Genomic DNA, 24526 nt, shown 5'->3' on the forward strand with positions numbered 1-24526 from the left:
ACCCCACCACCCCGACATTCAAAACCAAGGAAATCCTGCCAACTACTTGACGCGGGACAGAGTGATGAGTTCCTGGATGCGGAGATCGAGTGGTGTGCGCGGATGGTGCGGGGCCGGTTGGGGTTGGCGTTGGAGCAGCCGCTGCTGGTCTCGGATCCGCGGGTGGAGTTGCCGCCGGAGTTCTCCGGGTTTGTGACCGGGTGAGTCGGCGGTCGTCCACAGCCGTCGGTTCGCCCTCGTCCCGCGTCCGCTGGCCATGGCAGGGTGGGACGCAGGAGGGGGCTTCCGGTCCGTTGTGGTGACGCGTCACCGCACGCCGCGCCCCGACGTCGTGCACCAGGAGGAGACCGCTCATGAGCCTGACCGTCACCGCGCGTGAACCCGCCGCCGTCCCCCACCGGGACGAGGACCTCGACGGACGCATCGGCACCGCCGGCCTGGCCGGCGCCACCGTGGCCCACGGCCTGCTGCGGTTCCACACCGGGGACTCCGGGGCGGACGCCGAGCGCCTGGTCGCCGCCCACCTCGGGGAGCGCACCGCCCAGGGCATGGTGCCGTTCGCCGTCGACTGGCGGGCCCGTCAGTACTGCCGGTACCGCACCCCGGATGTCGACACCGTGGTCCGGGTCGACCCCGCCGACTTCCGGGCCGGCTCGGTGCTGGACTTCACCCCCTTCATGGACACCGTGCTCACGGACCCCGACGCCGCCGCGGTGCTCGGCATCGAGGCGTTCGAGGCGGCGCGCCGGGCACACGGCGTCACCGACCTGCCCTTCGCCGAGAGCTTCGGCTGCTACACGCCCGCCTTCCTCGGAGGGGACCCGGCCGCCCCCGAGAACGTGCTCACCCTGCCCACCGTGAACTACACGCTGGCCATGGCGGACGTGAAGCAGCAGTGGGACTCCCGCCCGGCCGGCGCCCGCCTCGCCTCCCTCGAGCCCCGGGACGGCCGCATGCGCGTGATCTTCGACCTGGACCAGGACCCCGCCGCCTCCCCGGGCGCCGGCACCCGGGCGGACGCCGTCGTCGTCACCAGCGCCGAGGGGCCGGAGGTCTACAACCACGGCCTCGCCCGCCGCCTGGACGCCGAGGCAGCGGCGCGCGCCGCCGAGAACCTCGCGGGGGCCTTCGGACCGGACGCCGCCGGAACGCCGGTCCTCGTGGACTGGCGCGGCCGGCTCTACGTGCGCACGCAGGCGGACGGCGCCGACGCGATCGTGCGGTACGACCCCGCCACCCTGACCGCCGAGACCGTCGCCGAGGGGGAGGACTTCCTCGAGCGGATCACCACGGACCCCGCCATGCTGGACCTGCTGGAGGAGCACGCGAAGTCCCGTGAGTGCGCGCGGCTGCGGCTGCCCCTGATCCCCGAGGGCTACTCCCTGGTCCCGCCGGCCCCGCCCGCCGTCACCGGGCAGGACCCCGTGGACCCGGACGCCTTCCGCGGCATGGCCACGGACGTCTACTGGTGGCTCGTCCCCCAACTGGTCCGTGCGGCGCGCGAGTTCGACCCGGACCGCCGGCTCCAGGGCTACCTCTTCGCCCCCGGCGGCACGTTCCGCCTGCAGCCCGCCCCCGCCGGGGCGCCCGGCCAGGCGTCGGTGCCCCCGCGGCCCTGGGAGGACACCGCCGGCGCGCCGATCGAGGCGGAGGCGCCCCACCACGTCGCCCTCGCCGAGACTGGTGTGGAGGTGACCGCCCTCGACCCGGCCGAAGGCGTACCCCAGGGCTCGCCCGAGGTGGCCGAGGCCTTCGAGTGGTACGGCCTCGCCGGGCGCGTCCACAACCATGGCCTGTTCCGCTTCCTCGACGCCGACGGCGCCGCCCAGGCCGGCCGCCACCTCGAGACCGCGTTCGGCGAGGCCACCGGCGGCGCGGTGCCCGTGATCGTGGACTGGCTCGGCCGCTACGTCACCTGGGAGGACGACGACGGCCCCGCGCTGGTCTCCTACGACGTCACCCGAGGCGAGCGGGAGCGGCTCAGCGGGTTCGAGCCGGGCATCGAGCAGCTGCTCACCACCGGCGTGGCCCTGGACCTGTTCGACGACGCCGACCGCCGCCGCACGTTCGAGGCGCTCGGCGTGGACCGGCTTCGCCCCGGCACCTGCGTGGGCGTGAAGGTGCCCCCGTTCCTCGGCGGCGCCGAGGAGCCCGAGAACCGTGAGGTGGACAGCCTGGAGGTCCACTGGATGTTCCACGGGCGCGTCTACGCCCAACTGCGGGGGATGCCTGAGGGCACCCAGGTGGCGGGGGTGGACATGGCTGAGGACGGCGCGCCCGTGGTCCGGTTCGTCGACGCAGAGGGGAAGGCCCCCGCGGCGGCCGGCGACGCCGGCGTCTCCGATGCGGATTCCCCCGGTCAGGACCATGACGCGGGCGAGGCGGACGAGCGGCCCGCCGAGAAGCGCGGCCTGTTCCGACGCATGTTCAAGGGCTGAGGGGAGGCGCGCATGACCGAGACTCCTGAGCTTTCGGCAGGCGAGGGGGACCTCGCCGCCGTCCATGCCGCCTGGTGGGAGGCTGCCGCGCGCGGGGACCAGCCCGCCGTGCGGAGCAGGTGCGAGGCCCTCGCCGCCGCGTTCGCCGCCGACCCCGGCGCCGATCGGGCCTGGGCCCAGCTGCCGGCGGCGCAGTGGGCGGCGGAGACCACCGGACTCCCCGGATACGCATCCCTCTACAACGCCGCGTTGCCCGCCAGGCTGGCCACCTCCGTCGCCTCGGCCGGCGGCCCGGACGTCCCGACCGACGTCCCCGGCGCCTGGGCCGCCCGACTGGACCCGGGCGTCACCGCCGAACAGCGTGCCGCCGTGGACGAACACCTCGAGGCCCGGCTCCAGGCGTGGCGGGAGGACCGCGGGATCGACGCGCCGCCGGAGTCCTCCGGACCGGAGACGGCGACCGCCTTCCCGCCCGGATTCATGCCCGCCCTGACGCGCCTGCGCCAGGCCGCGCTCGCCGTGCCACCGCGGGCGTCGTCGTCCGGCGGGGCGGCGGCGGTGGAAGTGGAACCGAGCCCGCCGCGGCCGCTGGGCGAGCTCCTCGACCGGCTGTTCGAGCTCGAGGACCTGGAGTGGCGCAGGCCCGTGACCCAGAAGCAGGTGGACCGGCTCGAGGCGTTCCTGGGCGGGCCGCTGCCCGCCGACTACCGGGCCTTCCTGGACCGGGCCAACGGCTCGATGGACCGCGAGTTCGCCGGCGCCCACGAGGTCGCCGCGGACGCGCGCGAGCTGCTGGAGTACGCCGAGGAGGAGCTCGCCGACGTGGCAGACCCGGCCGCCGAGCGCGCCCGCTTCACCAACGACGACGACTCCGGCCGCGTGGCCCCCGGCGGGTTCGTCCGGGGCTGGCTGCCCATCTACGACCACGGCACGGGCGCGTTCGTGATCCTGGACTGCGCCCCCGGCCCCGCCGGAGAGCGCGGGCAGATCCTCGAGTACGGCGAAGGGGAGACCCGGGTGACGCATCCCGACTTCCGGTCCTGGCTGCAGGACCACGTGGAGGACCTGGAGCCCTGACCGACGCGTGGCGCCCTGCTACTAGGCTGGCCCCATGCGCATCGCACGTTTCGTGGACCAGGCAGAACCGCAGTACGGGCTCGTGGAGGGCCCCGCCGACGCCGGACAGGAGGAGCTGACCGTCACGGCGCTGGCCGGCGACCCGTTCTTCCACGGGATCCAGACCACCGGCACCGTCCACCGGCTGCCCGACGTGCGCTTGGTGGCGCCGATCATCCCGCGCTCGAAGGTCATCGGCGTGGGCCGGAACTGGGCGGAGCACGCTGCGGAGCTCGGCAACGAGGTGCCCGCCAGCCCCCAGTTCTTCTTCAAGCCCAACACCTCCGTGGTGGGCCCGGGCGAGCCGGTGACCCTGCCGTCCTTCTCCGACGAGGTGTCCTACGAGGCCGAGCTGGCCGTGGTAATCGGCACCATCTGCAAGGAGGTGCCGCTCGAGCGGGTCAAGGACGTGGTCTTCGGCTACACGGTGGCCAACGACCTCACCGCCCGCGACGCTCAGCGCACCGACCTGCAGTGGGCCCGCGCCAAGGGCTTCGACGGCGCCTGCCCGCTCGGCCCCTGGATCGAAACCGAGCTTGACGTGGAGGCGCCCGTGCGGATCACCTCCGCCGTCGACGGCGAGCCCGCCCAGGACGGCACCACGGACGACATGGTCTTCTCCGTGGCCGAGCTGGTCTCCGCCGCCTCTGAGGCCTTCACCCTGCTGCCCGGCGACGTGATCCTCACCGGCACCCCCTCCGGCGTGGGCCACGTCCGCGAGGGCCAGCGCGTCGAGGTGGCTGTGGAGGGCATCGGCTCCTTCAGCACGCCCTTCCGGCGCTGACGCGTCGAGACCGGCGACCCACGGGCGGCCGTCCGGTGCGGCGGCCGGTCATGGGGCGACCCAGAGTCCCGCGGCGTCGTCTCCGGTGAGCGTGAGGGACACTTCCGCCGCACCGTCCCAGGGTGCGGTCCCGGACCTCGGGCCGTGCAGCGTGAGGGAGACGTCGACCTTCCGACCGCCCTCCGGGGCACGCAGCAGCACCCGTCGGCGATCCGGAGCCTGCGTCAGGGACAGGCGGAGGACGGACCCGCCGCAGACCAGCTCGACCGTCGGGCCGTCGCCATCGTGTGCCGGGACGGCGGGGAGCTCCAGGACCGCCGCGGCGCCCGTCGCGGCGGTGAGGACGCCGGAGAAACCCAGGCGACGCCCCGCCGCGAGGGTCTTCTCGGACTCGGGAAGGGCGAGCGAGAGACGGTCTGCCCGTGCCCGGGTCCGGCGGTCCACGTCCCGTGCCGTCAGTCGTCCCTTCTCGTCGGACAGGACCATCCCGGAGAACGCCGCCGGCTCCACGGCCGCCGGCCCCCCGACGGCTCCGGTCCCGAGCGCTGCGGCCGCGGCTGCGGACCCGACGGCAGGGTCCCGAGGGCGGGGGCGGATGCCTGCGGCGACGATCCGCCGCGCCACGTGGTCCACGGCGGCACGGGACTGCGCCTCCAGGTCCCGGATGCGCTGCACGCACGTGCTGGGCAACGGTCCGTCCAGGGCCGCACGCAGGGCGTGCTCCAGGGCCGCGGCGTCGGCGTCCAGCGGCAGGCAGGCGGAGGCGCGGTCGGCCTCCCGGAAGTGCCGGCCCACCTTCGGGTCGTAGTCCAGACCGACCGTCGGCGTCCCGCAGCGGTGCGCGAGCAGACAGGCGTGCAGGCGCATCGCCACGACGGCGTCCACCCCGCGCAGCAGCGCCGTCAGTTCGGCCAGGGGCGGCGGCTCCGCCAGGTCGATGCGCTCGACGTCCTCGGGCAGCAGCGCGGTGAGCTCCGCCAGCGCCTGCGCATCCCGGCCCGGCCCCGCCTGGAAGGGGAGCGTCACCACGGTGAGGGGCCTCGTCGTGGCGACGGCCGCCAGGGCCGCGGCCAGCCGGGTCCGCAGGCGCGCCATGTCCCCGTCGGCCCAGGAGCGCAGGTTCACCGCGACGACCGCGCGGCCCGCTTCCCTGGCCCTGGCGACGGACGCGGCAGGCGAGCGGGCCTCGTCGTAGGAGGGGCCGCCGTCGGGAAGGGAGAGGGAGTACACGAGGTCCGGAGCGAGGCGGACCTCCGGCAGGTCGGCGGCGAACGGCTCCAGGATCCGGGCGCTGTCCTCGTCCCGCACGGTCAGAGTCTCGGCCGTGCGGGCGACCGCGCGGACCGCCCGGGCGGCGTCCTCGCTGCGGATCGGCCCGGCGCCGATCCCGAGGACGTGGACCGGGACGCCCAGCATCTCGGCCAGCATCGCCGGGATCCCGTAGCCGGGCATGGACACCTTCGCCGCGGTGACGAAGCCCAGGAGCCCGCCGGCCCGTTCGAAGGAGTAGTCGTGCCACAGCCCGCCTCCGCCCAGGACGAGGGCGTCGGAGCGGCGGACGTGCTCGAAGGTCGCGGCGTGGTCCAGCCGCGAGTGGGCGGACAGGCCCGGCAGCGCCGCCACGTGCTGCGGATGCTCGGCGGCCACCTGGACACGGACCTGCGGGTCCGCGCGCCGCAGCCCCTCATGGATCGCGGAGAGCAGGAGGTCGTCTCCCAGATTGCGGGCGCCGTAGTAGCCCACCACGGTGACCCGACGGGGCTCGGCGGCGGAGGCGGCGGTCGGTTCGGCGGAGATCACGGGTCCTCCAGGGCGTCGGGAGTAGGCTGAGGACCACTATGTCTGATGCCATCGCGACCGACCACCTTCCCGCCTCCCGTGCCGCGTCCGCCGACGTCCCCCAGGTGGATGCGGACACCCCCGTCCGCGTCCGCTTCTGCCCCTCTCCGACCGGCACCCCGCACGTGGGGCTGATCCGCACCGCCCTGTTCAACTGGGGCTGGGCTCGTCACACCGGCGGCACCCTCGTGTTCCGCATCGAGGACACCGACGCCAAGCGCGACTCCGAGGAGTCCTTCCTGCAGCTCGTCGAGGCCATGACGTGGCTCGGCATCGACTGGGACGAGGGCGTCCAGGTCGGCGGCCCGCACGAGCCCTACCGCCAGTCCCAGCGCAAGGACATCTACGCGGACGTCATCGACAAGCTCAAGGACGGCGGCTACATCTACCCGTCCTACTCCACCCCGGAGGAGACCGAGGCACGCCACCGCGCCGCCGGCCGCGACCCCAAGCTCGGCTACGACGGCTTCGACCGCGACCTGACCGCCGAGCAGATCGCCGCCTTCGAGGCCGAGGGCCGCGTCCCGGTCTGGCGTGTGCGCATGCCGGACGAGGACATCACCTTCACGGACATGGTGCGCGGCGAGATCACCTTCAAGGCCGGCTCCGTGCCGGACTTCGTGGTGGTGCGCGGTGACGGGTCCGCGCTCTACACGCTGGTGAACCCCGTGGACGACGCCCTCATGGGCATCACCCATGTGCTGCGCGGCGAGGACCTGCTCTCCTCGACCCCGCGGCAGATCGCCCTGTACCGCGCCCTCTACGCCGTGGGCGTGGCGGCGTACATGCCTGAGTTCGGCCACCTGCCCTATGTGATGGGCCAGGGCAACAAGAAGCTCTCCAAGCGCGACCCGCAGGCCAACCTGTTCCACCACCGGGACAACGGCTTCATCCGCGAGGGCCTGCTGAACTACCTCGCCCTGCTCGGATGGTCGCTGTCCGCCGACGAGGACATCTTCACCCCCGAGCAGTTCGTGGAGCACTTCGACGTGCACAAGGTGCTGGCGAACCCGGCCCGCTTCGACGAGAAGAAGGCCGTCGCCATCAACGGCACCCACATCCGCATGCTCGACGAGGACGACTTCCGTGGGCGTCTGCTGCCCTACCTGCAGGCCGCAGGCCTGATGGCCCAGGAGCCGACCGACCGCGAGGAGGAGATCCTCGCCGCGGCCGCCCCCCTCGTCCAGGAGCGCGTGCAGCTGCTGGGCGAGGCCGTGGACATGCTCGCCTTCCTCTTCACCGCAGACGCGGACATCGCCACGGCCGAGGGGGCCATGAAGGGCATGCCGGCGGACCTGGGCGCCGCCGTCTCGGCAGCCCGCGAGGCCCTCGACGCCCTGCCGGAGGACGGCTTCACCACCGAGGCGATCGAGCAGGCCCTGCGCGCCGCGCTGATCGACGGCCTCGAGCTGAAGCCGCGCCAGGCCTTCGGCCCGGTGCGCGTGGCCGTGACCGGCAAGAAGGTCTCCCCGCCGCTGTTCGAGTCCCTGGAGATCCTCGGCAAGGCGTCCGCGCTGGCCCGCCTGGACCGATTCGCCGCCGCGCAGGGCCTCTGAGCCTGGTGCCGACGCGGACCGGAGGGTCGCGATGACCGACCGCCATGACGGCCGGTCCCAGCCCGGAGCCCCGGAGGCCGACGCCTCCGGGGCTCCGGCGTGGGACGGCGTCCTGTTCGACCTCGACGACACCCTGCTGGACCTGAAGACCGCCCAGCGGGCCGCCTTCACCGTCACCGTCTGCCGGCAGTGGCCCGGCGTGGAGGCCCTGGGAGAAGAGCCGCTGCGGGCCGCGGCCGTCGACTTCGCCGCAGACGTGCGCGGGCACTACCAGCGGTACATCGCCGGAGAGCTGACCTTCGCGGAGCAGCGCCTGGCACGGGCCGCCGACGCCCTGCAGGGGCTCGGGGCGCCTGCCGCCGCGGCGGTGCCGGATGCGCAGCTCTGGGTGACGGAGTACGAGCACCTCGTGCGCTCCCACTGGAGGCTGTTCCCCGAGGTCGCCGCGGTGCTCGAGCAGGTCCGGGCCTCGGGGCGCCCCGTCGGGATCGTCACCAACAACGTCGAGGAGTACCAGCGCGGCAAGGCCGCGGCGATCGGCCTGGGGTGGATCGACGTGGTCGTGGGGTCCGACACGGTCGGTGCGCCCAAGCCGGATGCGGCCCCGTTCCTGGCCGGCTGCGCAGGGCTCCGCACCGAGCCGGCGCGGACGCTCTTCGTCGGGGACAGCCTGAAGCACGATGTTGCCGGCGCGAGCGGTGCCGGGCTCGTGCCGGTCTGGTCCGTGCGTGATGCCTCGGACACGGCGGACGGCTCCGGGGAGGGCGCCGGCACGGAGCCGGTGGACCCAAGCGGGCATGAGATCCGTCGTGCCACGGCTGCGCCGGTGTGGGAGCCGGAGCGGGGCTGCTGGCGGATCGGCTCGCTCGAGGCGTTGCGTGCCTGGCTTTGAGGAGGACTCGGCTGGCGGCGCGCAGGCGCGAGGGGCGCGGCCGGCAGAGGCGTCCGGGCGCGCCGCTGCGACGGATGGTGGAGATCACGCGCCGCCGGTTTTGCACTCGCAGGGAAGGACGTGTAGAGTTCTTACTCGTTGCCGGGGGAACCCGGGAACACACGTTCGTGAATAACGAGCTGACGGTCAGTCAAGCATTGACCGGCAGTGGGGTATGGTGTAATTGGCAACACAACGGTTTCTGGTACCGTCATTCTAGGTTCGAGTCCTGGTACCCCAGCTCGCAGAAGCTGTGGTAGGCTTCTCGAGTTGCTCCGACGCGAGTCGGGACAACGCTCTCGGCCCCATCGTATAGCGGCCTAGTACGCCGCCCTCTCACGGCGGTAACGCGGGTTCAAATCCCGCTGGGGTCACCAACCCGCGAAAGCCCCGGTCTTCGGACCGGGGCTTTCGTGCGTCCGCGATGCCGTTGCGCCGGACGTGCCGTCAGTCCGGCGGGGGCCGTCCGTCCGGGCGCTCGCGGGGCCGGCAGCCGGTCCCGTTGCCGGGGACGGCGCGCCGCTGCCTCGACCGCCGATTTTGCCCGGAGGCGGGGCCCTGCTACATTTGTGGAGTTGCCGCGGACGGCACACGTCGCCCGGAGCAACGGCTCGGCCCCATCGTATAGCGGCCTAGTACGCCGCCCTCTCACGGCGGTAACGCGGGTTCAAATCCCGCTGGGGTCACCACCGTGACGAGAGCCCCGGTCTTCGGGCCGGGGCTCTCGTGCGTCTGCCGGACGCGCCTCAGCCGTCGTCGGACGAGGACGGGGCGCCGCCGGCGGCCTGCTCGGCCGCAGGCGCCCCGGTCGGGTACAGGGCCACGATCTCGGCGAGCACGGACTCCGCCTCGGCCCGCTCCTCGGGAGCCACCTGCTCGAGCAGCGGTGCGTACCAGGTGTCGAGGGAGCGCTGCAGCTGACCGGAGCAGAAGGTCTCCAGCAGGTCGTTCTCCTGCAGCCAGGCGAGACGGGCGTGCTCCACCACGAGGTGCTTGTGGAACAGACGTGCGGAGGCGTCGTTGGTGACGGAACCGGCACGGTCCGCCACGTAGACCAGGTGTGCACGGTCCGTGAAGACCGCGTTCTCCGCTGCGAGGAGGACCTCCCAGCCGTACAGCGTGTCCTCGCCGGAGGCCGACTCGACGAAGCGGATGCCGGCCGAGCGCAGGAACTGCGTGCGCAGCACGGCCGCCTGGGTCGACACGGTGGGGAAGTGGCGCCCGCGGAAGAACTCCCGGCGCGCGTCCGCCACCTCACGCTCCCCGAAGGCGTGGCGGGCCATCACCCGGGCGTCGTCGCCGATCTTCACCTGGAAGCCCGAGACGAGGTCCGGCGTCCGCTCCTCTGCCCGGCGGGCGACGTACAGGTCGAGAAGCCGGTCGTAGCCGCCGGGGCTGATCTCGTTGTCCGGGTCGAGGAAGGAGACGAGCTCCGTGCGGACCTGCTCCACGCCCCAGTTGCGCGGACGCGACGCGGAGCCGGACCCGCCGTCCTCGAACAGGTGGACCGTGATCCGCGGACAGTGTTCCGCCAGCGAGCGGCACACGTCCGGGGTGCGTCCGTCCGTGGAGCCGTCGTCCACCAGCATGACGTGCATCCGGGGCCAGCACTCCTGACGGGCCAGCGAGGGCAGAGCCGTCTCCAGCAGGTGCCGTCCGTTGTTGTAGACCGGCAGGACGACGGTCAGGTCGGGACCGGAGGCATGGGCGGTGTCCTCGGCCGGATCCGGATCTGCGAACAGCTTTCCCGGCGGGCAGTCCAGCTCGAACGGGTCCACGGCGAAGGCGCGACCGCCGTCGGGCACGCCCCACAGCCAGGCGGAGGCCGGCGCCGCCGACAGGGAGAGTCCGCTCGTCCAGACGTCGCCGCGGTCGTGGACGCCCACATGGCAGCCGGCCAGGATCTCGGCAAGGGGCTCTCCGTCTGCTTGGCGGCGCTCGAGGTCCGCCATCGTGATCGGCTGGACGACCCGGTCGACCTCCAGGGACAGGAAAGGCAGCACCCTGCTGTGCAGGTACCGACGTCCGTGCCGGTCGCCGGCGCGCAGCGGCACGAGCACATCGACGCCCTCGGCGCGGCAGAAGGCGTCCAGGGCCTCCGGCAGAGGGAAGTCCTCCACGGTGCGGACCAGCAGGTCTGCGCAGGCCGGCGCCTCGGGGACATCCGTCGTCGGCGCGCGGTCGTACAGCGCCAGCACCGTCAGGCGCGGTCGGGTGGGGGAGCCGGACTCCAGCCGGTCCGCGGCCTCCCAGGCGGCCGCCGTCCGGGCGGCCGCCTCGTAGCGGCGCAGGGGGCGGTTCAGGTAGGCGAGGTCCTGATCCACCGGGACCGCATGGATCTGCGGGGCGGTCCGGCGCACCCACGCGCTCTGGTCCGTCACCACCGACAGGCCGTGGGCCAGGAACCCCTCCAGCCGGCGGCGAGCGGCATCGTCTCCGGCGGTCGCGATGACGTGGTGCGCGGCCGCCGCCTCGACGACGTCGTCCGAAGCGGCCGCCAGGGCCTCGCGTCGGATCCACTGTTCGCCCGAGGACTCGAGCGAACGGGCGAGCATGGCGGTGCCGCCGTCCTCGTCGGTGTCCACGGGCCACAGGACGGTGCCGCCTGCGGTCGGATCGAACATGCCCCAGGTGGTGGGGCCCCCTCCGGCGCGGCGCCAGGCCTCGGCCTGCGAGCGCTGGGCGAGCGGCGCGGCACGGCGCAAAAGCGCGGCGACGAACGGCGCCACGCCCGCCGGTGTGTTCCAGGCGGCGCGGGAGCGGTCGGTGAGGGGAGCCACCCCGACATGCTTCAGCCGGATCCGTCCGGCGCCGCGGATCCGCAGGGCCAGACGGAACCGCTCGCAGTCTCCGCGGAGCACGTGAACCGTCGGGGCGTTGGCGGGCACGAAGGTGACCCGTGACTTCGTGCCCCGGTCGTCGAACTCCACCACCGCCACGTCGACGACGATCGCCTTCGTGCTCGGTGCCTCCGTCACGAGGTCGACCGCGAGCCCGGTCGTCTCCCCCCGAGGGGGGAGGCCCGGTCCGGGGCGGGAGAGGTCGCCCAGCGTGCCGGCGTGGACCAGGTAGTCGCTGCCTGCGCGCCGATGCTCCAGGACCTCGGGGGCGTCGTCGGCGCAGCGCAGGTACCGCACGGAGGGTCCGGTCCACGACTCGTCGGAGAGCAGGCCGCCCGACAGCGACGGAGGAGACCAGTGCGGAGGCAGAGCGATGAACGTCACACCGTCCACTATAGGGAGCAGGCCGCGGAGGCACCGTCGGTGACCGGGCACCGACGCGCGGTGCGCGGAGGGGATCTGACAGGGCGTGGCCGGCGCCCGCCCACGTGCCATCATGGGCGGGTGACGAACACTTCCCACCGCGACGCCGCTGCGCTCGAGGCGGTCCAGGAGACCGTCCGGGCCGCGCGCTCCCACGCCGACGCCGTCGAGCTGTCCCTCGAGACCTCCGGCGTGGCCGATCAGCGCGCCCTGCGTGAACGCACGCTGCACCAGATCGACGACTACGTCCTGCCTCGGCTGGACTCGCTCGACGCGCCTCTGCTGGCCGTCGTCGGCGGCTCCACCGGCGCCGGAAAGTCCACCCTCGTGAACGCCCTCGTGGGCCACGAGGTCTCCCGCTCCTCGGCGCTGCGCCCCACCACCCGCCAGCCCCTGCTGCTGCACCACCCGGACGACGAGCACTGGTTCTCCGGTCCACGGGTGCTGCCCGAGCTCGCCCGCGTCCGTGTGCACCGCTCCGTCTCCGCCGGCCCGGTGGAGCCGGACGGCAGTGCCATGGACACCGTGGCCCTCGTGGCGGAGCCCGCGCTGCCGGCCGGCATCGCGATGGTCGACGCCCCGGACATCGACTCCGTCTCGGACGACAACCGCGCACTGTCCCGCCAGCTGCTCGAAGCCGCAGACCTCTGGATCTTCACCACCACCGCGCACCGTTACGCGGACGCCGTGCCGTGGCAGCTGCTGGGTGAGGCCGCCGCGCGCGACATCACCGTGGCCATCGTCCTGGGACGCGTCCCGGACGGTGCCGAGCAGGACGTCGTCCCGGACCTGCGCCGGATGCTCTCCGAGCGCGGCCTGGCCGACTCCCCGGTCCACGTGATCCCGGAGACCCGGTTCGACGAGCGGGGCCTGCTCCCCGAGGAGCACGTCGCAGGGCTGCGCCGGTGGCTCACGGAGCTCGCCGAGGACGCCGCCGCCCGCTCGGCGGTCGCCCGCCGCACGGTGGACGGCGTCCTGGCCCAGCTGGCCCAGCGCGTCGACGCCCTGGCGGACGCCGAGGCCGAGCAGCAGTCTGCGGCCGACGCCCTGGCCCGCATCGTGGCCGAGGCCACCGACCGCGCCGCCACGAAGGTCGAGGAGGCCACGTCGGACGGCACCCTGCTGCGCGGTGAGGTCCTCGCCCGCTGGCAGGACTTCGTCGGCACCGGCGAGTTCTTCCGCGGCCTGGAGTCCGGCATCGGCCGCATGCGCGACCGACTCGCGGCGTTCGTCCGCGGCCGCCCGGCTCCGCCGGAGCAGGTCGAGACCGCTCTGGAGACCGGACTGCACGCCGTGATCGTGGAGGCCGCCGCCGACGCCGCCGAGGACATCGAGCGCCGCTGGAAGGCCGAGCCGGCCGGCAGCGCCGTCCTGTCCGGCCGCAACCTCGGCGCCCTGCCGAGCGGATTCTCGGAGGAGGCGGCCGGCGTCATCCGCGCCTGGCAGCAGGACGTGCTCGCCCTCATCCAGGAGGAGGGCGCCGGTCGACGCACCAAGGCCCGCCTGGCAGCGTTCGGTGTCAACGGCGCCGCGGTGGCCCTCATGGTCCTCTCCTTCGCCTCCACCGGCGGCCTCGTCGGCCTGGAGGTCGGCATCGCAGGCGGCACCGCCGTCGTCGGCCAGAAGCTGCTCGAGTCGATCTTCGGCGAGGACGCGGTGCGACGCATGGCCAAGAAAGCGAACGACCTGCTGGACATGCGCGTCCGACGACTGCTCGACGGCGCCCTGTCCGACCAGTTCCTGCCGCTGGTCGAGCGGAAGCGCACCGCCGAGGACACCGCCGCCCTGCGCCGCCTGGCCCCGTCCCTGCGCTCCGGCCTCTCCGGAACCCCGACGACCGTCGGGGCGCCCGGCACCGACACCGACGCGGCCCGATCCGGCGGGCACCACGCCCAGGACCTGGATGACGAGGCCGTGTCCATCGTGGACCCGGAGGAGGACCACGCATGAGCCGCAGCACCGCCCCGAGCCTGCACGACCGTCTGGCCGCCCTGGGCGAGGCCGCGGAACTCGGCCGTGACCGCCTGCCGGACCCCGTGGTGGACGACGCCCACGCCGCCATGGACGCCGCCTCCGTGCGGACCTCGCTCTCTGCGGACCACACGGTGGTGGGCTTCTTCGGGGCCACCGGCTCCGGCAAGTCTTCCCTGTTCAACGCCCTGACCGGCCGCGAGCTGGCCCGTGTGGCGGCCACCCGTCCGACCACCTCCGAGGCGCTCGCCGCCGTCTGGGGCGTGGGCCGCGGCCAGGACCAGACGGGCGAGGGCGGCGGCGCCGCCGCGCTGCTGGACTGGCTCGGCGTGAAGCAGCGCCACCTTCTGGACGACGCCCCGCACCTGGACCAGGGCCGTCAGGGCTTGTTCGGGATCGGCCGCCGCGAGGGTGCCGACGCCACCGGCCTGATCCTGCTGGACCTGCCGGACGTGGACTCCGTGGTCCGCGAGAACCGCACGGTCACCGAACGTCTCGCCGGACACGTGGACGTGCTCGTCTTCGTGGTGGATCCGGAGAAGTATGCCGACGCCGTGCTGCACCGCGACTTCCTGGCCACCATGGGCTCCCACGCCGCTGTAACCCTGGTGGTCCTCAACCAGGTGGATCGCATCCAGGTGCGCGACCGGGACGAGGTCATCGCCTCCCTGCGTCGCATGCTCACCGGCCACGGGCTGGGAGATGTGCGGGTCATGGCCGCCTCCGCCCGCACCGGAGAGGGCCTGGACGAGGTCGGCGCGCAGATCGCCCGCATCGTCGCCGAGCGCGGCGCCGCCTCCGCACGCCTGTCCGCGGACGTCGCCGCCCACGCGGACGCCTTGGACGCCGCCTCCGGCAAGGGAGAGCCTGCCGGCGTCGGCTCCGGCAGGGCAGAGCGCCTCGGCCGTGACCTCGCCGTGGCCGGCGGCGTGCCCGCCGTGGTCCGTGCGGTCGAGGGGTCCTACCGCCTGCGCGCCACCCGCGCCACGGGCTGGCCCCTGCTGCGCTGGACCCACCGTTTCCGCACGGACCCGCTGCGTCGGCTGCACCTGCTGCCGTCCCGTCCGCTGCCGCAGCGGGACGGGGACGCCCCGGAGCACGATCCGTCGCTGCACCGCACCTCCCTGCCGGAGCGCAGCGGCACTCAGAAGGCCGCCGTGGCCGCCGCAGTCCGTTCGCTCGTCATCGATGCCTCCGCCGGCGCCCCCGAGCCGTGGGAGGCCTCGACCCGCCGGGCCGGCCGCAGCCGCCAGGAGCGGCTGCCGGACGCCGTGGACCAGGCCATCGCCGGCACCGACCTCCAGGCCGGCAAGGGCTCGTGGTGGTGGCCGGTGTTCAACGTGCTCCAGTGGCTGGCCCTGCTCACCGCAGTGGTGGGCGCCGGCTGGCTCGGTGTCTATGCGCTGGCCGCGTACCTGCAGTTCCACCTGCCCGAGGCACCGCAGGTGGAGGGCTTCCCGCTGCCGACGCTCCTGCTGGTCGCAGGCATCGCCCTCGGCATCCTGTTGGCGCTGATGGCGATCCCGCTCGCCCGGCTCGCGGCGCGCGGACGGGGCCGCAGGGCGCGCCGCCGCCTCGAGGAGGCCACCACCGAGGTCGGCCGCCGCGAGGTCATCCGTCCGGTGGAGGAGGAGATCGCCCGGCTTGCGGACTTCCGGGCCGCCCTCGCCCGGGCCCGGGGCGCAGATGCCGGGCGGGGAGGCCCCCGTGCCCGCCGCTGAGCACCACGACGACGGCGCCCGGACGCTCGCCGGTCTAGGCGAAGCCGGAGTGCTGCGCCTGATCGGCCGGGAGCTGGCCGTGGTCGAAGAACGCCGTCCGTGGCCGGAGGGCAGCGTGGGCATCGGGGACGACGCGGCCCTGCTGCCGGTGTCGCCCGGCGGCACCCTCGTCTCCACGGACTCCATGGCCGAGGGCCACGACTGGCTGCCGACCTGGCCGGCCGGCGTCCGCACCCGTGGCTTCGACGTCGGCTGGAAGGCCGCGGCGCAGAACCTCTCCGACATCAACGCGATGGGCGGAGTGCCCACGGCACTCGTCATGGCTCTGACGGGACCGCGGCGGACCGAGGCGGCCTGGATCGCCGGCGTCGCCCGCGGCCTCGCCACCGCCCTGCTGCGTCTGGGCGCGGACGAGTGCCGGGTGGCCGGCGGCGACCTCGGCGGCGCCGACCGTGCGGGACTGGCCGTCACCGTGCTCGGCCGGCCCGGAGCCCACGGCGTGCTGCGCCGGACCATGGGGGAGCAGGACCTCGCGGCGGTCCGCAGCGAGGGCGGCGCCGTGGTCCACGCCGGGAGCGCGCCGGGCTGGGCGGCGGCGGGGCTCGCCCTGCTGCTCACCGACCGCGCCGAGCTTGAGGAGCGCTGGCATGCACTGGCGCCTCAGGACCGTCCCGGTCCACGTGAGCTCGTCCGTGCCGTTCGCGCCCAGCTGCGCCCCCGGCCGCCGCTGGGGGCCGGGCCCGCAGGCGCCGGCGCACTCGCCTGCGGGATGGACGTCTCGGACGGGCTCGGCCGGGACGCGGACCGGCTTGCAGCGGCCAACGGCGTGCAGCTCTGGGCTGACGAGGCCTGGGTCGCCGAGGCGGCCGCACCGCTGCGCAGGCTCGGCCGGCTGCTGGACATCGCCCCGGAGGAATGGGTGCTCGGCGGGGGAGAGGACTACGGTCTGCTGGCCGTCCTGCGACCCGGCCACGGCGTCCCGCCCGGCTTCCGGGTGATCGGTGCGGTGCCGTCGTCGGGACGCGTGCCGGCCGGCCATCGGCTGCTGGGCGAGGCCGGGTGGGACCACTTCGCCTGAACCGCATCGGCGCGCCGAGGCACCGGGGCCGGCCGGCCGCCGGCGGAGCCTGCACACCGACGCACCAGGGGCCCCGACCGAGACGGTCGGGGGCCCTGGCCTGCTATGGGGCGCTCAGGCCTCGCCTGCGCGGATGAGCTCGGTGAGCCGGGTGGCCGCGGCGACCACCGCGTCGGCGTGCACGCGGCCGGGCTGACGGGTGAGGCGTTCGAGCGGCCCGGAGATGGACACGGCGGCGATCACGCGGCCCGAGGGCCCGCGCACCGGGGCGGACACGGAGGCGACGCCCGGCTCGCGTTCGGCCAGGGACTGTGCCCAGCCGCGACGGCGGACCGCGGCCAGGACGGTCGGCGTGAAGACGGCGCCGGCCAGCCCGTCGACGAGGCGTTCGTGGTCCTCCCAGGCCAACAGCACCTGGGCGGCGGAGCCGGCCTTCATGGACATGCGCGTGCCGACCGGAATGGTGTCGCGCAGGCCGACGGGCCGCTCGGCGGAGGCCACGCAGACGCGGGCGTCGGCCTGGCGGCGGAAGACCTGGGAGCTCTCGCCCGTGGCGTCGCGCAGCCAGAGCAGGACGGGGCCGGCGGCGGTCGTCAGCCGGTCCTCACCTGCCGCCGAGGCCAGTTCCGTCAGGCGCGAGCCCAGGACATAACGGCCGTGGAGGTCCTTGCCCACCAGCCGGTGGTGGGTCAGCGCCGCGGCGAGACGGTGGAGGGTCGGGCGGGCGATCCCCGTGGTGGTCACGAGCTGGGCCAGGGTCGCAGGGCCGGACTCGAGGGCGTCGAGGATCGCGGCGGACTTGTCCACGACGCCCACGCCGCTGGGCTCACGGTGGCCCAGCAGGTCCGTCTGGGCGGTCGTGGCCGGACGGGGAGGCAAGGAGGAGGCATTGCTCATGATGTGAGGGTATCCATCTCACCATGCGGAAGTCGCTGTATGACGCGTCTCGTCCGCATCATGACGCGGAATCGGCGGCCCCGGGGTGAGGCGGGGACCTCGCTGCGGTGTCCGCATGGCGGAACCGAGGCGACCGGATGTCGACACGCCTGGGCTCGAGGATGACAGTGAAGACAGTGACGGGCCGCCACCTCTGGCCCCGCACCGGGCCGCCATCCCTGGCCTGGACGACAACCCGGGGCCAGGCCTGATCGGCCCGGCCCGAAACCGACGAAGGAGCGCCGCATGACCGGCACACACGAGACCTCCCGCGGGCGCACGCTGGCGGAGAAGGTCTGGGACGAGCACGTGGTCGTCCGCGGAGAGGGCGAGGGAGCGGCCCGCGGCCGCGACCTGCTCTACATCGACCTCCACCTGCTCCACGAGGTCACGAGCCCGCAGGCCTTCGAGGGCCTGCGACTGGCCGGCCGCCCCGTGCGCAGGCCGGACCTGACGATCGCCACCGAGGACCACAACACCCCGACGCTGGACATCGACCGGCCGATCGCCGACCCGACCTCCCGCACACAGATCGAGGCCCTGCGCTCCAACGCCGAGGAGTTCGGCATCCGCCTGCACTCCCTGGGCGACCGGGAGCAGGGCATCGTGCACGTCGTCGGACCCCAGCTGGGCCTGACACAGCCCGGCATGACGGTGGTCTGCGGCGACTCCCACACCTCCACGCACGGCGCGTTCGGCGCGCTGGCGTTCGGCATCGGCACCTCCGAGGTCGAGCACGTGCTCGCCACCCAGACGCTGCCGCTCAAGCCGTTCAAGACCATGGCGATCACCGTGGAGGGCACCCTCCGTGAGGGCGTGACCGCGAAGGACCTCATCCTCGCCGTCATCGCGAAGATCGGCACCGGTGGAGGGCAGGGGTACGTGCTCGAGTACCGCGGCGAGGCCATCCGCGCCCTCTCCATGGAGGCGCGCATGACCATCTGCAACATGTCCATCGAGGCCGGAGCCCGCGCCGGCATGGTCGCTCCGGACGACACCACGTTCGAGTACATCAAGGGCCGCCCCCACGCTCCCGAGGGCGCCGACTGGGACGCCGCCGTCGAGCACTGGAGGACCCTGCGCACCGACGAGGACGCCGTCTTCGACGCCGAGGTCGTGATCGACGCGGACGCGCTCGAGCCGTTCGTCACCTGGGGAACCAACCCCGGCCAGGGCGTCAGCCTGAACGACGCCGTCCCGCATCCGGAGTCCTTCTCCGACCCGGACGAGCAGGCCGCCGCCGCCAAGGCGCTGCAGTACATGGGCCTCGAGGCGGGAACCGCCATGAAGGACATCGCGGTGGACACCGTGTTCATGGGCTCGTGCACCAACTCCCGGATCGAGGATCTGCGCGCCTTCGCCTCCGCGGTGGAGGGGCGGAAGAAGGCCGAGGGGGTGCGCGTCATGGTCGTGCCGGGGTCCGCCCGCGTGCGTCTGCAGGCGATGGAGGAGGGCCTCGACCGCATCTTCGAGGACTTCGGCGCCCAGTGGCGCTTCGCCGGCTGCTCCATGTGCCTCGGCATGAACCCGGACCAGCTGGAGCCGGGAGAGCGCTGCGCGTCCACCTCGAACCGCAACTTCGAGGGCCGCCAGGGCAAGGGAGGCCGCACCCACCTGGTCTCGCCGGTCGTGGCCGCGGCGACCGCCGTGCTGGGCCGTCTGGCGAGCCCGTCCGACCTGCCCGCCCTCGACCGCGTCCCCCAGGAGGCCTGAGCCATGGAGAAGTTCACCACCCACACCGGCATCGGCGTCCCGCTGCGCGCGTCCAACGTGGACACGGACCAGATCATCCCCGCCGTCTACCTGAAGCGGATCACCCGCACCGGCTTCGACGACGCCCTGTTCGCAGGCTGGCGCCAGGACCCGGAGTTCATCCTCAACACCGAGCCGTACTCCGCCGGCACCGTGCTGGTGGCCGGGCCGGACTTCGGCACCGGCTCCTCCCGCGAGCACGCCGTCTGGGCGCTCAAGGACTACGGCTTCCGCGCCGTGCTCTCGCCGCGCTTCGCGGACATCTTCCGCGGCAACGCCGCCAAGCAGGGCCTCGTGGCGGCTCAGGTGGAGGCGGCGGACATCGAGCGGATCTGGAAGGAGCTGGAGAACCAGCCCGGCGCCTCCGTCACCGTGGACCTCCTCTCCCGCACCGTGACCTGTGGCTCCTTCACCACGTCGTTCCAGCTGGACGACGAGACCCGGCACCGCCTGCTCGAGGGGCTCGACGACATCGCCGTCACCCTCGGCGAGGAGGAGGCCATCGCCGCCTACGAGTCAGGGCGACCGGACTTCAAGCCGAGGACCCTGCCGGCCCGCACGGCCGCGAGCTGACGCAGACCGGGCCCGAGTCGGTCCGCCCTCGGGCCCGAGCCGGTCCACCCGGAGGAGCCGTCCCGGTCGGACCGCCCCGCCCGGCGCGGTCCGGTGTGACCATTCGCGCACAGCGGACTGCGTGCCGGAGCGGAGCGCCACTGTGTCGGGACCGGCGGTACCGCCTATGCTGAAGGGTGATTTCCGGCCCGGGCGCCCCCGCGCGTCCCGGTCGGCAGAGACCTGGCCCGCCGCCCGGCGGTGGGCATGAACCGATGCTGCGCCACCCCGCGGCGAGGGAGGACCACTGCTATGGCCAAGTTGCTCACGATCCAGGGCGGCAAGCCCCTGACCGGAGAGATCACCGTCCGCGGCGCCAAGAACCTGGTGCCGAAGGCGATGGTCGCCGCCCTGCTGGGCAACACCCCGTCCGTGCTCCGCAGCATCCCGGAGATCAAGGACGTCGACGTCGTGAGCGCCCTGCTCGAGCTCCATGGTGTGACCGTCGACTGGGACAGCCAGGCCGGCTCCATCACCATGGACCCGGCCGGGGTCAAGCAGGCGAAGTCCGCGGAGATCGACGCGCACGCCGGCGACTCCCGCATCCCGATCCTCTTCTGCGGCCCGCTGATGCATGCGATCGGGGAGGCCTTCATCCCGGACCTCGGCGGCTGCAAGATCGGCGACCGGCCGATCGACTACCACCTCGAGGTCCTGCGCAACTTCGGCGCGGTCGTGGACAAGCGCCCCGGCGGCATCTCCATCTCCGCCCCCAAGGGCCTCCACGGTGCCAAGCTCGAGCTGCCCTACCCGTCGGTGGGCGCCACCGAGCAGGTCCTGCTCACCGCCGTGAAGGCCGAGGGCATCACCGAGCTCAAGGGCGCCGCCGTCGAGCCGGAGATCCACGACCTGATCGCCGTTCTCCAGAAGATGGGTGCGATCATCACGGTCCAGACCGACCGCACCATCCGCATCGAGGGCGTCTCCACGCTGCGCGGCTACAACCACACGGCCCTGCCGGACCGCAACGAGGCCGCCTCCTGGGCCTCGGCGGCCCTGGCCACCGGGGGAGACATCTTCGTGCGCCACGCCTCCCAGCGCGACCTCACCGCCTTCCTGAACACGTATCGCAAGATCGGCGGCGAGTTCGACGTCACCGACGAGGGCATCCGCTTCTGGCACGCCGGCGGTGAGCTGAACCCGCTCGTGCTCGAGACCGACGTGCACCCCGGCTTCATGACCGACTGGCAGCAGCCTCTCGTGGTGGCGCTCACCCAGGCGACGGGCGTGTCGATCGTGCACGAGACGGTCTACGAGAACCGCTTCGGCTTCACCGACGCCCTCGTCCGCATGGGCGCCTCCATCCAGCTGCACCGCGAGTGCCTCGGCTCCATCCCGTGCCGGTTCGGCCAGCGCAACTTCCTGCACTCGGCCGTGATCTCGGGTCCGGTCCGGCTCAAGGGCGCCACCTTCGACATCCCGGACCTGCGAGGCGGCTTCTCCCACCTCATCGCCGCCCTGGCGGCCGAGGGGACCTCGAAGGCCACCGGCCTGGAGATCATCAACCGCGGCTACGAGCACTTCATGGACAAGCTGCTCGCCCTCGGCGCGGACGTCGAGCTCTCGGACGAGTCCTGATGGCGCGCCGGGAGAAGTCCCCGCGCTCGCGGGCACCGTTCGGCGTCCGCGCAGGCTACGCCGCGGCAGCGGCCATCGTGCGTCCCGCCATGCGCCTGCTGACCCGCCAGCAGTGGCTGCACACGGAGCGGCTGCCGAAGACCGGTGCGATCGTCGTGGCCAACCACATCTCCGAGTTCGATCCGCTGGACATCGCCCACATGGTCTACAACCAGGGCCTGGTGCCGACGTTCCTGGCGAAGGCCGAGTTGTGGAAGGTCGCGCCGCTGCAGCAGATCCTCACGGGCCTGCGCCAGATCCCCGTGGAGCGCGGCGGGGACGCCGCCAAGTCCCTGGACACCGCGCGGGACGTCCTCACGGAGGGCGGCGTCATCATCGTCTACCCCGAGGGCACCGTCACCCGCGACCCGGAGGGCTGGCCGATGACCGGCCGCTCCGGTGCCGTGCGCCTGGCGCTGCAGACCGGTGTTCCGCTCGTGCCCGTCGCCCAGTGGGGCACGCAGGAGGTGCTGCCGTACAAGGGCAAGCCGTCGCTGTTCCCGCCCAAGCGTCTGCGCATTGCAGTCGGCGAGCCCGTCGATCTGTCCGACCTGCGTGGCCGCAGGCCCACCCGGGAGGACCTCAAGGCAGGGACCGACCGCATGATGGACGCGCTCACCGCGCTCGTGGCCGAGCTCCGCGGCGAGCATCCGCCGGCCGGCAGGTGGGACATGCGCACCGGCCGACGCGAGGGCGCCGCGTGAGCCGCCCCGGACGCGTCGCCGTCCTCGGCGCCGGCAGCTGGGGCACCGCCTTCGCCGCCGTGATGGGCTCCAGCACCTCCCCGGAGGGACGCCGTGCCGACCGGATCGTGCTCTGGTCCCGCCGCCGGGAGATCGCGGACGCCATCACCCTGGGGCATCGCAACCCGGAGTATCTGCCGGACATCGATCTGCCGGAGAACATCTCCGCGGTGACCGACATCCACGAGGCCGTGACCGACGCCGCCGTCGTGGTGGTCGCCGTGCCCGCCCAGCACGTCCGCGAGACGCTCACCACCGTCAAGGACTCCATCGCCGAGGACGCGATCGTGGTCTCCCTGGTGAAGGGCCTCGAACGCGGCACCGGCGAGCGTCCGTCCCAGGTGTGTGCCTCTGCGCTCGGCGTGCCCCCGGAGCGCTTCGCCGTCGTGTCCGGTCCGAACCTGGCCCTCGAGATCGCCCGTGGCGAGCCGACCGCCACCGTCGTCGCATCCGAGTCCGCGGAGACCGCGGAGGCCATCGCCGCGATGACCGCGGGGCGCACCTTCCGCCCCTACACCAACACGGACGTCGTGGGCGTGGAGATCGGCGGCATCGTCAAGAACGTCATCGCCCTCGCCGTCGGCATCTGCGACGGCCAGGGCCTGGGGGACAACTCGAAGGCCTCCGTGATCACCCGCGGCCTGGCCGAGACCACGCGTCTGGCGATCGCCGTGGGCGGCCGCCCGGAGACGATGGCCGGCCTGGCCGGTCTCGGAGACCTCGTGGCCACCTGCGCCTCGCCGCTGTCCCGCAATCGCAGCGCGGGACGCCTCATCGGCACCGGCATGGGAGTGGACGAGGCCGTCGCCTCGATGAAGCAGACCGCCGAGGGCATCAAGTCGGTGTCCGCCGTGGTCGACCTGGCCCGCCGCCACGACGTCGAGATGCCCATCAGCGAAGCCATCAACGCGGTCGTGTCCGGCCGTCTCGAGGTCGCGACACTGGCCGACCTGCTGCTCTCCCGCAACCTGAAATCGGAAGGACACCGCGCATGACCACCTCCGCCGTCACCGAGCGTCCGCGCGTCCTTCTGCTGTTCGGCGGCCGTTCCAGCGAGCATCCCGTCAGCTGCGTGACCGCGGCGAACGTCCTGCGCGAGATCGACACCGAACGGTGGGAGCCGGTTCCGGTGGGTGTCGCCCGCTCGGGCCTGTGGTCCGTCGAGGACATGGACCCCACGCAGTGGAGCCTGCGCGACGGCTCCCTGCCGGAGGTCCCCGAGCCGACCCGTCCGGTCTCGCTGCGCGCGGCCTCGGACGGCACGACCGAGCTCGTGGACGCCGACGGAGCCTGTCTGGGTCGGGTGGACGTCGTCTTCCCGCTGCTGCACGGTCCCTTCGGCGAGGACGGCACCGTCCAGGGCCTGTTCGAGACGCTCAACCTGCCGGCCGTGGGCTGCGGCGTGCTCGCCTCCGCCGTCGGCATGGACAAGCACTTCATGAAGGTCGCCTTCCAGGCCGCCGGCCTGGAAGTCGGACCCTGGGAGACCATCACGGACCGCGACTGGCAGCGCGACGCCGACTCCGCCCTGGAGCGCGCGGGCTCCCTCGAATATCCGCTGTTCGTCAAGCCTGCGCGTGCCGGCTCGTCCTTCGGCATCACCCGCGTGGCCGAGCCCGCCGAGCTGCGCGCCGCGGTGGAGGAGGCGCGCCGGTTCGACCCGCGCGTCGTCGTGGAGGCAGGCATCCTCGGCCGGGAGATCGAGTGCGCCGTCCTGGACGGCCACGGCACGGACGTCCCGCGCGCGTCGTTGCCCGGTGAGATCGTGGTGGTGGAACAGACCGGCGACCACCAGTTCTACGACTTCGAGGCCAAGTACCAGGACGACGACGCCGCGCAGCTGTCCTGCCCCGCAGAAATGCCGGAGGAGGAGATCTCACGCCTGCAGGAGCTCGCCGTGCGGGCCTTCGAGGCCATCGACGGCGCCGGCTTGGCCCGCTGCGACTTCTTCTACACCCCGGACGGCCGCTGGGTGATCAACGAGATCAACACGATGCCCGGCTTCACTCCGATCAGCATGTACCCGGCGCTCTGGGAGCGCAGCGGCATCCCCTACTCGCAGCTGATCACCGAGCTCGTCGAGCTGGCCCTGGAGCGCGGCGCCGGCCTGCACTGAGGACCGGCCCGGCCGCATCCCTCCGCTGGAGGACGGGACGACGACGGCCGCGC

18 protein-coding genes and 3 tRNA genes are annotated in these 24526 nt (G+C 73.4%); 18 read left to right on the top strand and 3 right to left on the bottom strand.

Annotated features, from left to right (window positions below; genetic code table 11):
• The 4 genes from FM125_RS12400 to FM125_RS05915 all read left to right on the top strand — a co-directional run.
• A partial coding sequence (locus tag FM125_RS12400; protein WP_219337030.1) for a hypothetical protein occupies positions 1-204 on the top strand: 204 nt, incomplete at its 5' end.
• Positions 205-353: 149 nt separating this feature from the next.
• Complete coding sequence (locus FM125_RS05905) at positions 354-2438, top strand: hypothetical protein (protein ID WP_087133965.1); 2085 nt, start codon at positions 354-356, stop codon at positions 2436-2438.
• A gap of 12 nt (positions 2439-2450) precedes the next feature.
• Positions 2451-3515: an SMI1/KNR4 family protein gene (locus FM125_RS05910; protein ID WP_087133966.1), complete on the top strand. Its 1065-nt coding sequence runs from the start codon at positions 2451-2453 to the stop codon at positions 3513-3515.
• Positions 3516-3549: 34 nt separating this feature from the next.
• A complete protein-coding gene (locus FM125_RS05915) occupies positions 3550-4338 on the top strand; it encodes a fumarylacetoacetate hydrolase family protein (RefSeq protein WP_087133967.1) in 789 nt (262 codons plus the stop codon).
• A 48-nt stretch (positions 4339-4386) separates the two neighbouring features.
• On the opposite strand, the gene FM125_RS05920 is transcribed toward FM125_RS05915, so the two are convergent.
• Complete coding sequence (locus tag FM125_RS05920) at positions 4387-6138, bottom strand: polysaccharide pyruvyl transferase family protein (RefSeq protein ID WP_087133968.1); 1752 nt, start codon at positions 6136-6138, stop codon at positions 4387-4389.
• Positions 6139-6176: 38 nt separating this feature from the next.
• Between FM125_RS05920 and gltX the strand changes: the two genes are divergently transcribed.
• The 5 genes from gltX to FM125_RS05945 all read left to right on the top strand — a co-directional run bounded on the left by gltX (position 6177) and on the right by FM125_RS05945 (position 9353).
• Positions 6177-7733, top strand: a complete 1557-nt coding sequence (gene gltX / locus FM125_RS05925; protein ID WP_087133969.1) for a glutamate--tRNA ligase — start codon at positions 6177-6179, stop codon at positions 7731-7733.
• Between the two features lie 31 nt (positions 7734-7764).
• Positions 7765-8625: an HAD family hydrolase gene (locus FM125_RS05930; RefSeq protein ID WP_087133970.1), complete on the top strand. Its 861-nt coding sequence runs from the start codon at positions 7765-7767 to the stop codon at positions 8623-8625.
• Between the two features lie 208 nt (positions 8626-8833).
• Positions 8834-8905 (top strand) — tRNA-Gln (locus FM125_RS05935).
• A gap of 60 nt (positions 8906-8965) precedes the next feature.
• Positions 8966-9041: transfer RNA gene (locus tag FM125_RS05940), tRNA-Glu, on the top strand.
• Positions 9042-9277: 236 nt separating this feature from the next.
• Positions 9278-9353: transfer RNA gene (locus tag FM125_RS05945), tRNA-Glu, on the top strand.
• A 57-nt stretch (positions 9354-9410) separates the two neighbouring features.
• Here FM125_RS05945 and FM125_RS05950 read toward each other — a convergent pair.
• Positions 9411-11888, bottom strand: coding sequence for a glycosyltransferase family 2 protein (locus tag FM125_RS05950; RefSeq protein ID WP_087133971.1), 2478 nt, complete (start codon positions 11886-11888; stop codon positions 9411-9413).
• Positions 11889-12008: 120 nt separating this feature from the next.
• On the opposite strand from FM125_RS05950, the gene FM125_RS05955 reads away from it, so the two are divergent.
• From FM125_RS05955 to FM125_RS05965, 3 genes are read left to right on the top strand one after another with little or no spacing between them, the layout of a single operon-like run.
• On the top strand, positions 12009-13877 hold the full coding sequence (locus FM125_RS05955) for a dynamin family protein (RefSeq protein ID WP_245829841.1): 1869 nt from the start codon (positions 12009-12011) through the stop codon (positions 13875-13877).
• A complete protein-coding gene (locus FM125_RS05960) occupies positions 13874-15619 on the top strand; it encodes a GTPase (protein WP_067188768.1) in 1746 nt (581 codons plus the stop codon). The genes FM125_RS05955 and FM125_RS05960 overlap by 4 nt, the downstream gene beginning before the upstream one ends.
• Positions 15606-16697 (top strand): thiamine-phosphate kinase, encoded by a 1092-nt coding sequence (locus FM125_RS05965; protein ID WP_167635477.1) that lies wholly within the window; start codon positions 15606-15608, stop codon positions 16695-16697. The genes FM125_RS05960 and FM125_RS05965 overlap by 14 nt, the downstream gene beginning before the upstream one ends.
• 114 nt (positions 16698-16811) lie before the next feature.
• On the opposite strand, the gene FM125_RS05970 is transcribed toward FM125_RS05965, so the two are convergent.
• A complete protein-coding gene (locus FM125_RS05970) occupies positions 16812-17594 on the bottom strand; it encodes an IclR family transcriptional regulator (protein WP_245232034.1) in 783 nt (260 codons plus the stop codon).
• A gap of 285 nt (positions 17595-17879) precedes the next feature.
• Between FM125_RS05970 and leuC the strand changes: the two genes are divergently transcribed.
• The 6 genes from leuC (at position 17880) to FM125_RS06000 (ending at position 24473) form a co-directional block, all read left to right on the top strand.
• On the top strand, positions 17880-19346 hold the full coding sequence (gene leuC, locus FM125_RS05975; RefSeq protein WP_087133972.1) for a 3-isopropylmalate dehydratase large subunit: 1467 nt from the start codon (positions 17880-17882) through the stop codon (positions 19344-19346).
• Positions 19347-19349: 3 nt separating this feature from the next.
• Positions 19350-19958, top strand: a complete 609-nt coding sequence (leuD, locus tag FM125_RS05980) for a 3-isopropylmalate dehydratase small subunit (RefSeq protein WP_087133973.1) — start codon at positions 19350-19352, stop codon at positions 19956-19958.
• 291 nt (positions 19959-20249) lie between these two features.
• A complete protein-coding gene (gene murA, locus FM125_RS05985) occupies positions 20250-21575 on the top strand; it encodes a UDP-N-acetylglucosamine 1-carboxyvinyltransferase (protein WP_087133974.1) in 1326 nt (441 codons plus the stop codon).
• Positions 21575-22318 carry a lysophospholipid acyltransferase family protein gene (locus FM125_RS05990; protein WP_087133975.1) on the top strand — a complete coding sequence of 248 codons (744 nt, stop codon included), beginning with the start codon at positions 21575-21577 and terminating at the stop codon, positions 22316-22318. The genes murA and FM125_RS05990 overlap by 1 nt, the downstream gene beginning before the upstream one ends.
• Positions 22315-23352 carry an NAD(P)H-dependent glycerol-3-phosphate dehydrogenase gene (locus FM125_RS05995; RefSeq protein WP_087133976.1) on the top strand — a complete coding sequence of 346 codons (1038 nt, stop codon included), beginning with the start codon at positions 22315-22317 and terminating at the stop codon, positions 23350-23352. Before FM125_RS05990 ends, FM125_RS05995 begins: the two co-directional genes overlap by 4 nt.
• Positions 23349-24473, top strand: a complete 1125-nt coding sequence (locus FM125_RS06000; RefSeq protein ID WP_087133977.1) for a D-alanine--D-alanine ligase family protein — start codon at positions 23349-23351, stop codon at positions 24471-24473. Before FM125_RS05995 ends, FM125_RS06000 begins: the two co-directional genes overlap by 4 nt.
• Positions 24474-24526: the final 53 nt, after the last annotated feature.

Source organism: Micrococcus lylae, assembly GCF_900163825.1.
GTDB classification, from domain to species: domain Bacteria; phylum Actinomycetota; class Actinomycetes; order Actinomycetales; family Micrococcaceae; genus Micrococcus; species Micrococcus lylae.